At 67.4% G+C, this 14,077-nt stretch carries 13 protein-coding genes; 8 read left to right on the top strand and 5 right to left on the bottom strand.

Features of this window, described 5'->3' with window-relative positions; genetic code table 11:
* Nucleotides 1-24 precede the first annotated feature (24 nt).
* The gene (locus M2361_RS11305) at nt 25-924 is read left to right on the top strand and encodes an AraC family transcriptional regulator (protein ID WP_259249071.1); all 900 of its coding nucleotides are present in this window, start codon (nt 25-27) and stop codon (nt 922-924) included.
* Here M2361_RS11305 and M2361_RS11300 read toward each other — a convergent pair.
* A complete protein-coding gene (locus M2361_RS11300; protein WP_259249069.1) occupies nt 849-1,514 on the bottom strand; it encodes a flavodoxin family protein in 666 nt (221 codons plus the stop codon). The two genes, M2361_RS11305 and M2361_RS11300, sit on opposite strands and share 76 nt — an antisense overlap.
* Nucleotides 1,515-1,635: 121 nt before the next feature.
* Here M2361_RS11300 and M2361_RS11295 point away from each other — a divergent pair, with 121 nt between their 5' ends.
* Complete coding sequence (locus tag M2361_RS11295) at nt 1,636-2,544, top strand: LysR substrate-binding domain-containing protein (RefSeq protein WP_259249067.1); 909 nt, start codon at nt 1,636-1,638, stop codon at nt 2,542-2,544.
* Here the strand turns inward: M2361_RS11295 and M2361_RS11290 are convergent.
* On the bottom strand, nt 2,501-3,934 hold the full coding sequence (locus M2361_RS11290; protein WP_259249066.1) for an MFS transporter: 1,434 nt from the start codon (nt 3,932-3,934) through the stop codon (nt 2,501-2,503). The genes M2361_RS11295 and M2361_RS11290 overlap by 44 nt on opposite strands.
* Before the next feature lie 108 nt (nt 3,935-4,042).
* Here M2361_RS11290 and M2361_RS11285 point away from each other — a divergent pair, with 108 nt between their 5' ends.
* The 4 genes from M2361_RS11285 to M2361_RS11270 all read left to right on the top strand — a co-directional run bounded on the left by M2361_RS11285 (nt 4,043) and on the right by M2361_RS11270 (nt 7,855).
* The gene (locus tag M2361_RS11285; protein WP_259249064.1) at nt 4,043-5,107 is read left to right on the top strand and encodes a LysR substrate-binding domain-containing protein; all 1,065 of its coding nucleotides are present in this window, start codon (nt 4,043-4,045) and stop codon (nt 5,105-5,107) included.
* Nucleotides 5,104-6,009 carry a LysR family transcriptional regulator gene (locus M2361_RS11280; protein ID WP_259249063.1) on the top strand — a complete coding sequence of 302 codons (906 nt, stop codon included), beginning with the start codon at nt 5,104-5,106 and terminating at the stop codon, nt 6,007-6,009. Before M2361_RS11285 ends, M2361_RS11280 begins: the two co-directional genes overlap by 4 nt.
* Nucleotides 6,010-6,171: 162 nt before the next feature.
* Nucleotides 6,172-6,801: a glutathione S-transferase family protein gene (locus tag M2361_RS11275; RefSeq protein ID WP_259249061.1), complete on the top strand. Its 630-nt coding sequence runs from the start codon at nt 6,172-6,174 to the stop codon at nt 6,799-6,801.
* Nucleotides 6,802-6,835: 34 nt separating this feature from the next.
* Nucleotides 6,836-7,855, top strand: coding sequence for a pyridoxamine 5'-phosphate oxidase family protein (locus M2361_RS11270; protein ID WP_259249060.1), 1,020 nt, complete (start codon nt 6,836-6,838; stop codon nt 7,853-7,855).
* On the opposite strand, the gene M2361_RS11265 is transcribed toward M2361_RS11270, so the two are convergent.
* On the bottom strand, nt 7,852-8,310 hold the full coding sequence (locus M2361_RS11265; protein ID WP_259249058.1) for a helix-turn-helix domain-containing protein: 459 nt from the start codon (nt 8,308-8,310) through the stop codon (nt 7,852-7,854). The two genes, M2361_RS11270 and M2361_RS11265, sit on opposite strands and share 4 nt — an antisense overlap.
* Before the next feature lie 185 nt (nt 8,311-8,495).
* Here M2361_RS11265 and M2361_RS11260 point away from each other — a divergent pair, with 185 nt between their 5' ends.
* Nucleotides 8,496-9,689: an MFS transporter gene (locus M2361_RS11260; protein WP_259249056.1), complete on the top strand. Its 1,194-nt coding sequence runs from the start codon at nt 8,496-8,498 to the stop codon at nt 9,687-9,689.
* Here the strand turns inward: M2361_RS11260 and M2361_RS11255 are convergent.
* Nucleotides 9,671-11,440 (bottom strand): acyl-CoA dehydrogenase, encoded by a 1,770-nt coding sequence (locus M2361_RS11255; protein WP_259249054.1) that lies wholly within the window; start codon nt 11,438-11,440, stop codon nt 9,671-9,673. The two genes, M2361_RS11260 and M2361_RS11255, sit on opposite strands and share 19 nt — an antisense overlap.
* A 42-nt stretch (nt 11,441-11,482) precedes the next feature.
* The gene (locus tag M2361_RS11250) at nt 11,483-13,183 is read right to left on the bottom strand and encodes an acyl-CoA synthetase (RefSeq protein WP_259249052.1); all 1,701 of its coding nucleotides are present in this window, start codon (nt 13,181-13,183) and stop codon (nt 11,483-11,485) included.
* Nucleotides 13,184-13,363: 180 nt separating this feature from the next.
* Here M2361_RS11250 and M2361_RS11245 point away from each other — a divergent pair, with 180 nt between their 5' ends.
* Nucleotides 13,364-14,074, top strand: a complete 711-nt coding sequence (locus tag M2361_RS11245) for a Crp/Fnr family transcriptional regulator (RefSeq protein ID WP_259249050.1) — start codon at nt 13,364-13,366, stop codon at nt 14,072-14,074.
* Nucleotides 14,075-14,077 lie beyond the last annotated feature (3 nt).

Here is a 14,077-nt window from a genome sequence, read left to right as displayed (position 1 = left end):
TATTGTTTTTTTCTTGGCGATCCCATGGCGGTTTCCCAACACATCTGGCATTGCGGCGCGGGCTTGCCCGGCGACGTGCTGATCGCTGACCTGCGCGCTTATCGCTACGCGCCGCATTTCCACGACGCCTGGTCCATCGGCGCTGTGGAACACGGCAACTGCGCGTTCACGGTGCATGGCGTGGCGCATTCGGCCGCCGCGGGCGATCTGGTGGTGATCGCGCCCGGCCAGGTGCATACGGGCGGTACGTCGGATGCGCCCTTGGCTTACCGCATGGCGTACATCGACGCCGCCTGGTTCGATGACCACGCGCAGGCCTTGTTTGGTGCTGTCTCGCGCTTGGCCGCGCCGGTCATCACGGCGCCCGCGCTGTGCACACAATGGCTGGCCGCGCTGACGCCAACCGCTATCCCCGATGGCGAACGCCGCGAACGCATCTCGGCCGCCTTGTTTGGTCTTCTGGCGGCGCACGGCAAGGCCATCGGCGCGGAGCATATAGACGGCGCCAATGGTGCAGACGGAGCCAATGGCGCGGACCGTCCTGACGATGCCCGCAGTGCCGACGGGAAGGACGCGGCGGACGTCTGTGCCTTGCTGCGCGAACGCATGACCGCCGACCCGGCTTGCGCGCCAGACCTGGAAGCGCTGGCGCGCGCGCAGGACCGCCATCGCACCACGCTGGTCAAGCAGTTCGCGCGCCGTTACGGCCTGCCGCCGCAGGCCTGGCTACGCAACTGGCGGGTGGCGCGGGCGCGGGTGCTGTTGCGCGCCGGCCTGCCCTTGGCGCAGGCCGCCCAGGCCGTGGGCTTTGCGGATCAGGCGCACCTGACCCGCGTGTTCAAGCAGGTTTACGGCAGCACGCCGGGCGCGTTGCTGCGCGCGGATTCCCAGACGTTGCGAGCGCGCGGCGTTTCGATCCGGTAGTCCGAGTATTTGCGGCTGAAGAACGTGGCGCCCAACTGCTCGGCCGCCAGCAAGGGCTCTCGCGGGTCGGCCGCGATTTCGCCGCGCAGGTTGCCGGCGCCATGCACAAACCCCACGAAGTCCGAGTGCGTATATCGCGCGTATTCCTGCACCTGGTGCACGATGCCCAATGCCGCGCCGGGGTAGGTTTCTTCAGACGCCACGGCCAGGCCCAGCCGCTTGCCGGTCATGCGCGCCTTGACCCGTTCCGGCTCCGGCCCGCTGCCCGCGTAGTGCGTGAACGAGCGGTCGAAGAACGCCTTGGTCTGCGCCGACATGCCGTACCAATAGATAGGCGTGCAGATCAGGGCGCCGTCGGCCGGCAGAAAATGTTCCAGGAACAGCTCCGGATAGCGGTCTTCGGGCGCTGGCTGGTGCCGCAGGTCCGACAGGAAGCCGTTGAGGTAGTCGTCCAGAAAGAGCAGGGTGGTGGCAAGCCCGGCGGCGTTCGCGCCGCGTTGCGCGGCCGCGCCCAAGGCCGCGCTATTGCCGTCGCGGCGGGGGCTGCCGATCAGGATTAGCAAGCGTTGAGTGGGGTGATTTGAATTCATGGTGAGTCCTTTGGGTGGGTTCAAGTTCAATACTTAAATGTAGGCATCACCCAATCCCGCGACAAATGACGAATCCTTGATTACGATGAATTCAATTCATCCCAAGAAATGCCTGAAATCCATGTTCACGACCCTGCCTGTTACCGCGCTGCGCACCTTCGAGGCAGCCGCCCGGCTGCGCAGTTTCAAGCTGGCCTCGGCGGAACTGGCCGTGACGCCCACGGCGGTGTCGCACCAGATCAAATTGCTGGAACGCCAAGTGGGCGTGGCGCTGTTTGACCGCGTGCCGCGAGGCGTGCGCTTGACCGACAGCGGCGCGCGCCTGTTCGCCAGCGTGCATGGCGCCTTGCTGGAGATTTCCCAGACGCTGGATGCCTTGCGTCCCGAACCCGCATCGGGCGCGCTGACCCTGTCCACCACGCATTCCTTTGCGGCGCTGTGGCTGGTGCCGCGCCTTGGGCGCTTTCACCAGGCCTATCCGCAATATCAGTTGAACCTGCAAACCGGCGCGGACGCGGTCGACCTGTTGCAAGACGCCAGCGTGGACGTGGCGGTGCGCTACAGCCGCCAACGGTATCCGGCCTTGCATACCGCGGCTACGTTGCCGGAATGGTTCGGCGTCTACGGTGCGCCGACGCAAATCGCACAGTTGGAAAAGCGCACACCGCCACCCACATCCCCGCCCACCCCCGCGTTGGTCATCGTGCGCTGGCGCGACTCCGACCTGTACGACCAAGGCTGGCGCGCCTGGTGCCAGGCGGCGGGTTTGCCGGCCTGGCAGGCGCCGTCGGCAGTACACGCCTATGAGGAAGAACACTATGCCTTGCAGGCCGCCATCGCTGGGCAAGGATTGGTGCTGGCCAGTTCCGTGATGGTGTCCGACAGCGTGCGCGCCGGCACGCTGGCCGCCTACCGGCCACAGGTGCGCGTGCCGGGCGCGGCCTACCAGGCGCTGTGCGCGCCCGGGCGCGAACGCCATCCGCCGGTCAAGGCTTTCCTGGCGTGGCTGACGCAGGAATTCCAGGCATGACATCGGCGGCCTGCCGGAGGGCGGGGCGCGGCAACAAGGGCAGCGCTGCCAGCATCAGCGCGCCCGCCAGCAGCCAGGCGGCGGGCCAGGAACTGACCGCGACCACGTGCGGAATCGCAAGCGGCGTCAGGAACAAGCCCAGGTAAACGCAGCTATTGGCCATGCCCAGCGCCGTGCCGGCGCGCGCGGCACCGGCCAGCGTGGCCAGTTCGGTATACGCCACGCCATGCCAGGCGGACGCGCAGATGCCCGCCGCCGCCAGCAGGCCCGCCACGCCCCACAGCGCGCCCGCCGCCGTGGGCGCACCGCTGACCGCCCACGCCACCGCGCCCAGCGCCGCAAACAGCAGGAAGCTGAATTGCGCGCAGCGGCGCAGATAGGCGCGCCGATTGCCGTGGCGATCCGTCCATCGGCCGCTGGCGATGCGCGCCACCATCGCGCCCAGTTGCACCACCACCATCACCGCCGTGAGCGTGCCGATGCCGGCGTGGCTGACATCGTGCAGGAACACCGTGGCGAAGGTCAGCACGGCGAATTGCGGGCAGCACATCAGGCCGATAGCGGCGGCCGCGCGCCAGACGCGCGCGTTGCGCAGGGGCGAGGGTGCGGTGCGTCGGCCCGTGGCCGGCAAGCCGTGGCCCGCTTGGGCAGGCTGGGCGGATTGGGCGGGTCCAGCAGATCGAGCGGGCTGACGAGGCTGGGCGGATTGGCCGACTTGAGCGGATCGAGCAGGCAGGTCGGAGGCCGGCTCGCGCAGCCAGCAAGCGGCAAGCACCGCCGCCACCGCGCACATCAGCGCCAGCACGCCGAACACCGCCGCAAAGCCCGCGTGCGCCGCCAGCCAGGGAAGCAGCAGCGCGCCCAGGCCGCCGCCCAAGGGCACGGCGGTCTGGCGGATGCTCATGGCCAGGCCGCGCTCGCCTTCGTCAAACCAGGCCATCACCGCCCGGCCACTGGCCCCGTTGACACTGCCCCCCAGCACGCCGACCAGCACCAGGCCCACCGCCAACAGCCACAGGCTGGGCACGGTGACGCCATCCGGCGAGGCAAAGCCGCTCATCCAGGCCAGCGCCGCAGCGGTCGCGCCCAGGCCGGTAAACAGTACGGGGCGGTCGCCCCAGCGGTCGGTCAGCAAGCCCCAGGGCAGTTCGAACAGGGCCACGCCCAAGCCCATCAAACCCAGCGCCAAGCCCAACTGATCGTTGTCCAGACGGTAACCGGCGCGCATGAACACCGCGGTGGTAGGCAGCCCCGCCGCCGCGGCGGAGAAGGCGGCGTTGGCGGCCACGCCCACCGCCAGCACTTTCCAGCGGTGGGTGGGGCGGGGCGCGGGGTGAGGCCCCGGGTGGGGCGCGCAGTGGGGTAGTGGGGGCGCAGCGGGCACGGACATGCAGAACTCCAAGGGCAAGTAATAACGACCCAGCCAGTTTGCGCATCTGCTATCGTTTTGAAAATCAGGAAATATTGCGTCAATTGTTTTGAAAAACAGGACTATCCAATGCGGCCGGTGACCTTTGACCTGGATGTGCTGCGCAGCTTTGTCGCGGGGGTGGACCTGGGCAGTTTTGGCCGTGCGGCCGACCGCCTGGGCCGCTCGACGTCCGCCATCAGCGCGCAGATGAAAAAGCTGGAGGAACAGGCCGGCGTGCCGCTGTTGCGCAAAGCCGGGCGCGGCCTGGCGCTGACCGAGGCGGGCGAGACCATGCTGGCCTATGGCCGCCGCCTGCTGGAATTGAACGACCAGGCCGCGCGCGCAGTGCAGGGCGGCGAGCTTTCCGGCCGGGTGCGGCTGGGCATGCAGGAAGATTTTGGCGAAATGGTGTTGCCGCAGGTTCTGGGCCAGTTCGCCAGGGCGCATCCCAAGGTGCGGATAGAAGCGCGGGTCGCGCGCAATGCCGAATTGCTGGAACGGCTGGCGGTGGGGCAGTTGGATCTGGTCCTAGCCTGGGACCACGACGCCCGTGTGCCGCATGCGGAGCGCTTGCTGGATCTGCCCATGCGCTGGATCGGCCCCGCGCAGCCCACGCACGCGGCCAGCAGGCATGGCGCTGACATTGGCACTGGCACTGGCACTGGTGATGGCAACGGCCATCGCGATCGCATTGGCAGTCGCGATGGCGATGGCGATGTGCCCTTGGTGGCGTTCGAGGCGCCGTGCCTGTTTCGCACCTGCGCCACCGACGCCCTGGACCGCGCCGGCCTGCATTGGCTACCCGCGTTCACCAGCCCCAGCCTGGCTGGGCTGTGGGCAGCGGTGTCGGCGGGTTTAGGCTTGGCCGTGCGCACGCCCTTGGGCTTGCCCGCCAGCGTGCGCGCGTTGGCGCCGGGCGAACAGGGCCTGCCTGCTTTGCCGTCGATTGCGCTGTCGCTGTATCGTGCGCAGGCGCAGCCCGACTCTGTGACCGTCGCCTTGGGCGATATCGTGCGGCGATGCATCCAGGACAGCGCCGCCGCCTGGGCGGCGCCAGCCGCTTCCTCTTCCCCATCTTCGCCAACCGCTTCCCCAACCGCTTCCCCCTCACCCTCCCCATTCAAAGCCCCGCGCGCCAAGGTCCAGCCATGAATCGCTTCCACGAAATGTCGGTGTTCCTGGCCGTGGCCGAGGCGCAGAGCTTTGCCGCCGCCGCGCGGCGCCTGGACATGTCCGCGCCCACCGTGACGCGCAGCGTCGCCGCCCTGGAGCGGCGGCTGGGCGCCTTGCTGCTGGTGCGCACCACGCGCAGCCTGCGCCTGACCGAAGCCGGCCAGCGCTACGCCGCCGATTGCCGTCGCATTCTTGAAGAGGTTGAACAGGCCGACGACGCCGCCGCCGGCGTAATGGCCGTGCCGCGCGGCGCGCTGCATGTCACTGCGCCCGCCTTTTTTGGCGAACTGCACGTGATGCCGGTGGTGCTGGGATATCTGCGCGCCCATCGCGAAGTCTCGCTGCGCACGCTGTTGGTGGACCGCGTTGTCAACCTGTTGGACGAAGGCGTAGACGTTGCGGTGCGCATCGGCGCCTTGCCGGATTCCACGCTGACGGCGGTGCCCGTTGGGCACGTGCGCCGCGTGGTGTGCGCCGCGCCTGCGTTTTTGCAGGAACACGGCGCGCCCGAACACCCCGATGCGCTGGCGCGTTTTTGCACGATCACCGCGGCAATGGAAGGGCGCGGCGCGCAGTGGCGCTTCATGCAGGACGGGGAGCCGCGGTGGATGAACGTGTCATCGCAGTTGACGGTCACGTCGTTCCAGGCCGCCGTGCTGGCCGCCTGCGAAGGGTGGGGGCTGACGCAGGTGGTGTCGTACCAGGTGGCCCGCCACCTGAAAAGCGGCGCCTTGCAGGTGGTGTTGCGCGACTTTGAATTGCCGCCGATGCCGGTGCACGTGGTGTACCCGGAAGGCCGCCGCAGTTCGGCCAAGGTGCGCAGCTTTGTTGAATTCTGCGTAGAGGCCTTGCGCCGCGATCTGGCGGCGCTGCCGGTCTGAGCCGCCGCGCGCGGGCGGCGCTGCGCTTTCTTCGCTTTCATCGCTGTCCTTTCAGCGCTGTCCTTTCATTTTCAGCAATAGTGTCTTGTCGCGGCTGGCCGTTCACGCGGCGGGCGGGGAGGGCCAACATGGAGCCCTCGTTCACCCACTCTGGAAATCTCCATGTCCGCCGCCCCGTTGACCTTCTATAGCTTTCCCCTGTCTGGCCACGCCCACCGCGTTGCCTTGATGCTGTCGTTGCTGAACGTGCCCCACCAGCGTGTTGACGTCGACCTGCGCGGCGGTGAACACAAGCGCCCGGCATTCCTGGCGCTGAATGCGTTCGGCCAGGTGCCGGTGATTGACGACAACGGCACGGTGGTGGCCGACTCGAACGCCATCCTGGTTTACCTGGCCACGCGCTACGGCGGCCAGGCCTGGTTGCCCAGCGACCCGGCCGGCGCGGCTGCCGTGCAACGCTGGCTATCGGTGGCAGCGGGGCCCTTGGCCTACGGCCCGGCAACGGCGCGCCTGATCACGGTGTTTGGCGCGGCCCACGACGCGGACACCACCATGGCGCGCGCGCATGCCTTGTTGACGGTCATGAACGGCGAGCTGAGCGGCCGCGAATTCCTGACGGGATCCACGCCGACGATCGCGGATGTGGCTTGCTATGCCTACGTGTCGCACGCGCCCGAAGGCAACGTGTCGCTGGCGGATTATCCGCATGTGCGTGCATGGCTGGACCGTATCGAGAACCTGCCCGGCTTCGTGCCCATGGCGCGTACCGCCGCGGGCTTGCAAGCGGCTTGAAACCGGCAACAGCCCCCACCGCAAGGACCGCATCATGACCAACGCTGACGCTACCCCGCACAGTGCATCCCCCTGGCATGCGGGCGAACGCCTGCTGCAAACGCGCATCGGCGTGGCCGTGCGCATGGCGCAGATCGGCCCCAAGGTCATCCGCGACTACATGCCGGACCAGCACCGCGCGTTCTTCGCGCAGTTGCCCTTTGTGGTGATGGGTACGGTGGACGCGCAGGGCGACCCCTGGGCCGGCGTGCTGGAAGGCGAACCGGGCTTTGCCGTATCGCCCGACCCGCACACGCTAAGCCTAGCCGCCGCGCCCGATGCCGACGACCCGCTGCGCGCGGGGCTGAACCTGGGCCAGCCGGTGGGCCTCTTGGGGATTGAATTGCACACGCGCCGCCGCAATCGCATGAACGGCCGCGTTGCCGCGTGGGATGGTCAGCGCTTTGACGTGGCGGTCACGCAGTCGTTCGGCAATTGCCCGCAATACATTCAGGCGCGCGACTTCAGCTTTTCGCGTCCGCCGTCGTTGCGCGTTGCCACGGCGCAAGCCGAAGCAAACCAGTTGGACGACGCAGCGCGCGCGTTGATCCGCGCGTCCGACACGTTTTTCGTGGCGTCGTATGTAGACGCTCCGGACATGGACCTTGCTGTGAACCCGGACGTAAACCCGGACATGGTCAACACGAGGAACGTCGACCGGGCGGTGGATGTCTCGCACCGGGGCGGCAAGCCCGGCTTCGTGCGGGTGGACGGCAATGTGCTGACCATTCCCGACTTTTCCGGCAACCGCTTTTTCAACACCTTGGGCAATTTGACGGCGAACCCGCGCGCCGGGCTGGTGTTCATCGATTTTGAACGGGGCGACGTGTTGCAAGTGTCCGGCCGGGCGGAAGTGGTGTTGGACAGCCCTGAAATTCAGACCTTCGCGGGCGCGGAACGGCTGTGGCGCGTGCACGTGCGCCGCGTGGTGCGCCGCCCCGGCGCCTTGGCGCTGCGGTGGCGGTTCCATGACTACGCCCCGACCGCGCTGGCCACGGGGCAATGGCCCGCCTAGGTAGCTGGCGTCGTCGTCTTCTGCACGACCGTGTCGTCGGGTTCCAGCAGGCGGCCGTCCTGCGCGCGGATTTCCAGGCGCCGGACGGCTTGGCCGCGCTTGCGGTCGATCAGCGTTGAATGGGCTTCGGCGGGGCCGTAATAGTGGTCTTCGCCCCATTGGCGCAAGCCGACGATCACGGGAAACAAGGCGCGGCCTTTGTCCGTCAGCACGTATTCCTGGTAGGCGCTGCCGTCCGATGCGGGGGCCACGGCAAGAATGCCGTGGGCGACCAGCGTGCGCAGCCGGTCGCTAAGAATGTTCTTCGCCACGCCCAGGCTTTTCTGAAATTCGCCAAACCGCCGGATGCCGTCAAACGCATCCCGCACGATCAGCAGCGACCACCAGTCGCCGATGGCATCTAACGAGCGCGCCACCGGACAGGCGGCGCCTTCAAGGCTGGTGCGTTTGACCATGTCGGGTCCTCAAGCAAAAGGGATGGGCGTAGGGACGGCGGGAACGGCACTAGACAGAACGGTTGCATTATAAAACCTAAAGACCTAGCATTCTGGTTTCGTAATAAAACCGAAGCGAACCTATGCCTGACCCCTCACATACTCGTGCCAATCCCGTCGGCTCAGCGGATTCCGTACCCAGCCCCATGCCAACCTCGCTAGTTATGTTGCTGGCGGTCGCCTGCGCCTTGAGCGTGGCCAACGTGTATTACGCGCAGCCCTTGCTGGATGCGATCGGGCGCGAGTTCGCGCTGGACCCGGGAGCGGTGGGCGTGGTGGTCACGGCCACCCAATTGGGCTGCGCGGTGGCGCTGCTGTTGGTGGTGCCACTGGGCGATCTGCTGGACCGACGCCAATTGATGCTGGGCCAATTAGGCCTCTTGATGCTGGCCCTGGTAGCGGTGGCGCTATCCGCCAACACGCCCTGGCTGCTGGCGGGCATGGTGGCGCTGGGCCTGCTGGGCACGGCGATGACGCAGGGCTTGCTGGCGCTGTCCGCCGCCCTGGCCGCGCCCGGCGAACGCGGCCGGGTGGTGGGCGCCGCGCAGGGCGGGGTGGTGATCGGCCTGCTGCTGGCGCGCACGGTGGCCGGCGTGGTGTCCGATGCCTGGGGCTGGCGCGCGGTGTACGGCGTGTCGGCGGTGGTGGCTGCCGTGCTGGCGCTGGTGCTCATGCATCGCTTGCCGCAACGTCGGCTGCCCACGGCCAACCTGTCTTATGTTGCCCTGCTGCGTTCCATGGCGACGCTGCTGGCTACGGAACCCGTGCTGCGTGTGCGCGGCATGATCGCCTTGCTGATGTTCGCCGCCATCAGCGCGTTCTGGACCGCGCTGGTGTTGCCGCTAAGCGCGCCGCCGCATTCCTTGTCGCACACGGCGGTGGGCGCGTTCGGCTTGGTGGGGGTGTTGGGGGTGCTGATGGCGGCGCGTGCCGGCCGTTGGGCCGATCGCGGCCTGGGCCAGCGCACCACCGGCGCGGGCCTGTTGCTGCTGTGCCTGGCGTGGTTGCCCATTGCATTGCTGGACCACAGCCTATGGGCCTTGGCGGTGGGCGTGCTGGTGCTGGACGTGGCGCTGCAAGCCTTGCATGTGACCAATCAGACGATGATCTTCAGCATCAGCACGCAGGCGCATAGCCGGCTGGTCGGGGGCTACATGATGTTCTACGCGGTGGGCAGCGGGCTGGGGGCAATTGCGTCGACCGCCGTGTATGCCCGCGCGGGATGGTTGGGCGTCTGCGCGCTGGGCGGCGCCATCAGCGTGACGGCGCTGTTGTTCTGGGTGGCGACGCTGCCCGCCAAGGCCGCGCCGCCACCTTCCGGTCAGGGTTGCACCGCGTAGTCCTTGGACCCCAGCACCACGGCCGCCAGGCCGGGTGCCTGGGTCAGCTTATGCAGGGCATAGGTCTGCACCGTGGCGATCTTGGCCTGATGGAATTCAGGGTCTTCAGCCTGGTGTTCCAGGCTGGCCAAGAGCGCGCGCGCCATCTGCCAGCCCGCCAAGGTGGTGCCGGCCAGCAGCAGATAAGGCACCGCCGAGCCGAACACCGCATTCGGCGCGCTGGCCGCATTGGCCAGCACGAAGTCCACCACGTTGGCCAGCGCCAGACGGGCCTGGCGCAGCGGCTTCAGCACCAGGCCTGCGGCGGGTTCGCTGCGCGATTCCAATTCCGTTTCGGTCTGGCGGATGGCTTCCAGCAGGCCTTGCGCCACGGCGCCGCCGTCGCGCAGGGTCTTGCGGCCGACGAGGTCATTGGCCTGGATGGCGGTGGTGCCTTCATAGATGGTCAAGATGCGGGCATCGCGGTAGTACTGCGCCGCGCCGGTTTCTTCAATGAAGCCCATGCCGCCATGCACCTGCACGCCCAGGCTGGCGACATCGATGGACATTTCGGTGCACCAGCCCTTGACGATGGGCACCAGGAATTCCTGGATGGCCAGATGGCGTTTGCGTTCGTCGGCGTCGGCGCTGGCGTGGGCCAGATCGGCGTGTCCGGCGGTCACGTAAGCCAGCGCGCGGCCGGCCTCGGTCAAGGCGCGCATGGTGCCCAGCATGCGGCGCACGTCAGGGTGATGGATGATGGTCACTGCCTCGCGCGCCGACCCGTCCACCGGACGGCTTTGCACGCGGTCGGCGGCATAGGCCAACGCGTGCTGGTAGGCGCGGTCGGCAATGGCGATGCCTTGCACGCCCACCGCGTAGCGCGCGGCGTTCATCATGATGAACATGGCGTCCAGCCCACGGTTTTCCTGGCCGACCAGATAGCCCAGCGCGCCGCCCGCGTCGCCAAATTGCAAGGTGGCCGTGGGGCTGGCCTTGATGCCCAGCTTGTGTTCGATGGACACGCAGGTGACGTCGTTGCGCGCGCCCAGCGAGCCGTCTTCGTTGACCAGGAACTTCGGGACCAGGAACAGGGAAATACCCTTCACACCCTCGGGCGCATCCGGCAAGCGCGCCAGCACCAGGTGCAGGATGTTCTCGGTCAGGTCGTGGTCGCCGTAGGTGATGAAGATCTTGGTGCCAGACAAGCGGTACGTGCCGTCGCCCACCGGTTGCGCGCGCGTGCGGATCATGGCCAGATCGGACCCGGCTTGCGGCTCGGTCAGGTTCATGGTGCCGGTCCATTGCCCGGAAATCATCGGGCCGATGAAGCGTGTTTTCAGTTCCGGCGAACCCGCCGTCAGCAGCGCCTCGATGGCGCCGTTGGTCAGCAAGGGGCACAGCGCGAAAGACAGGTTGGCGGCGTTCAGCATTTCAGAGCAGGGCGAGCCGATCAGCCCGGGCAAGCCCTGGCCACCGTATTCCTGTGGATGCGACATGCCTTGCCAGCCGGCTTCGGTGTATTGGCGAAAGGCCTGCTTGAAGCCTGGCGTGGTGGTGACGGCGCCGTCTCGCCACGCGCTGGGCTCGCGGTCGGCCGGGTGGTTCAGGGGGGCCAGCACTTCGGCGGCGAAGTGGGCGGATTCTTCCAGCACGGCTTGGGCGGTGTCGGGCGTGGCCTCCTCGAAACCGGGCAGGGCGGCAACTTGCGGCAGGCCGGCCAGATGGTTCAACACAAACAGCATGTCTTTCACGGGGGCTTGGTACGTCATGGCCGAAAAACTCCTGGATGAAGGTTGCTGGGGCGCCGGCGTTCAGGCGGCTTTGTTGGGGTTGTCTTGGGCAGGGGCGGTGTCGACCGCGCTATCGGCCGACGGGCTGGCCAGATCAATGGCCTGGGTCGCGCCGATGGCGGCGCGCAGTTCAAACTTCTGGATCTTGCCGGTGGACGTCTTGGGCAGTTCGCCGAAGCGCACCGCGCGCGGCACCTTGAAGCCCGCCAGCAGCAGCTTGCAATGCGCAATGATCTCTTCGGCGGTGGCGGTGCTGCCGGCCTTCAGTTCGACAAAGGCGCAAGGCGTTTCGCCCCACTTCGGGTCGGGCATGGCCACGACGGCCACGGCCGCCACGGCGGGGTGGCGGTAGAGCGCGTCTTCCACTTCGATGCTGGAAATGTTTTCGCCGCCCGAGATGATGATGTCCTTGCTGCGGTCTTTGATGCGCACATACCCGTCCGGCGTCATCACGCCCAGGTCGCCGGTGTGGAACCAGCCGCCCGCGAATGCCTCGTCGGTGGCGCGTTCGTTTTTCAGATAGCCCTTCATGCAGATGTTGCCGCGGAACATGATCTCGCCCACGGTCTGCTCATCGGCGGGCACTTCCTGCATGGTGTCGGGGTTGCGCACGGACACGCCCGCCTGCAAGTGGTAGCGCACGCCCTGGCGCGCGGTCAGCAAGGCGCGGCGTTCATCGTCCAGCGCGTCCCAGGCTTCCTGGCGGGCGCACACCGCGGCCGGCCCGTAGACTTCGGTCAGGCCGTACACGTGCGTCAGTTCAAAGCCGATTTCGCGCATCTTGGCGATGACGGCCGGCGCGGGCGCGGCGCCCGCCACCATGGTGCGCACGGTGTGCGTGATGCCCGCCCGCAGTTCGACGGGCGCGTTGGCCAGCGCGCTTTGCACGATGGGCGCGCCGCAATAGTGCGTGACGCCTTCGGCGCGGATCAGGTCGAATACCGTCTTGGGGTCGAACTTGCGCAGGCAGACGTTCACGCCCGCGCGCGCGGCGACGGTCCACGGAAAGCACCAGCCGTTGCAATGGAACATGGGCAGCGTCCACAGATAGACCGCGTGCTTGGGCATGTCCCATTCAAGTATGTTGCTGACGGCGTTCATATAGGCGCCGCGATAGTGGTAGACCACGCCTTTCGGGTCGCCGGTGGTGCCCGACGTGTAGTTCAGCGCAATGGCGTCCCATTCGTCGGCGGGCGGCTGCCAGTCGTAACGGGCGGGGGCGTCGGCCAGAAAGGCCTCGTAGTCGACGGCGCCGGGCAGGGTGGCGGGCGCGCCGTCCAGGTCGTGGACCGAGATGACGGTCAGGTGGGGGAATTCGGCGCGGGCGCGTTGGGCGATGTCGGCATATTCGGTGTCGATGATCAGCGCGCGGGCTTCGCCGTGGCCCAGCATGAACAGCACGCTGGGCGCGTCCAGCCGGGTGTTCAGCGTGTTCAGCACGGCGCCCAGCATCGGCACGCCGAAGTGGGCTTCGACCATGGCGGGAATGTTGGGCAGCATGACGGCAACGGTGTCGCCGCGCTTGATGCCGGCTCGTTCCAGCGCATTGGCCAGCCGCTGCGCGCGTTCGTAGGTCTGGCCCCATGTGCGCCGCACCTGGCCGTGCACCACGGCAAGCCGGTGGCCATAGACTTCCGCCGCGCGGGCGATGAAGTCCACGGGCGTCAAAGGGGTGTAGTTGGCGTCGCGGCGCCCCAAACCATGGTCGAACATGCTGCTCATGCCTAGTCTCCGAATGGGGCTCGTCGTGCGGCCCCTGTCTTGTTCGAGGTGTGCTGATTGCGGGAAGCTTGATTCCCGTCGCTTGCGTGAGCTTAGGGGCGGCCGGAAAATACTGTCTGTCGCCTGCATGACAGACCGCCGGCCGACCCCGAAAACTCCCAGTTTTACACGGTTCCGCCCATGTCCGACGTTTCAAACATTGTTTCCGATGCCGAGCTCGCCAGCCTGTTCCGGGCCTGTGCCTGGTTCGGCGCGCTGGACGCCCGGCACCAGGATTTGGTGCTGGCGACGTCGCGGGCGGAACACGTGGCGAACGGGGCCTGGATTGCGCGGCGCAACGCGCCATCGGATTACTGGCTGGGCGTGCATACGGGGCTGCTGAAGCTGGCCATCTATAACGAATCGGGACGCAGCTGCACGTTTTCCGGCGTGCCGCGCGGGGGCTGGTTCGGCGAAGGCAGCGTCATCAAGCGCGAACTGCGCAAATACGATGTGGTGGCGATCCAGCCGTCGCTCGTGATGTTGGTGCCGACCGCGACCTTTCACTCGCTGCTTGCCGCCAGCCTGCCGTTTTCGCATTTCGTCATCGGCCAATTGAACGACCGCATGGGCGAGTTCATTGCGTCCATCCAGAACCATCGGCTGCTGGACGCTGATGCGCGCGTGGCGCAGTCCCTGGCGCAGTTGTTCAACCCGCGCTTGTATCCGTCCACCGACCTGACGCTGGCGATTTCGCAGGAAGAGCTGGGCTTTCTGACGGGCTTGTCGCGCCAGCGCGTGAACCAGGCCTTGCAGACGCTGGCGGACGCCGGGATCCTGGCGCTGGCGTATCACCAGATCAAGGTGCTGGACCTGGACCGCTTGCGGCAGTTTGGCCTGGACCAGATCTAGGCG

The organism is Achromobacter sp. JUb104, assembly GCF_024806975.1.
In the GTDB taxonomy this organism is placed as follows: Bacteria; Pseudomonadota; Gammaproteobacteria; order Burkholderiales; family Burkholderiaceae_B; genus Achromobacter; species Achromobacter spanius.
The sequence above is the reverse complement of the archived record's forward strand: the minus strand, read 5'-3'. Positions and strand labels throughout refer to the sequence as shown.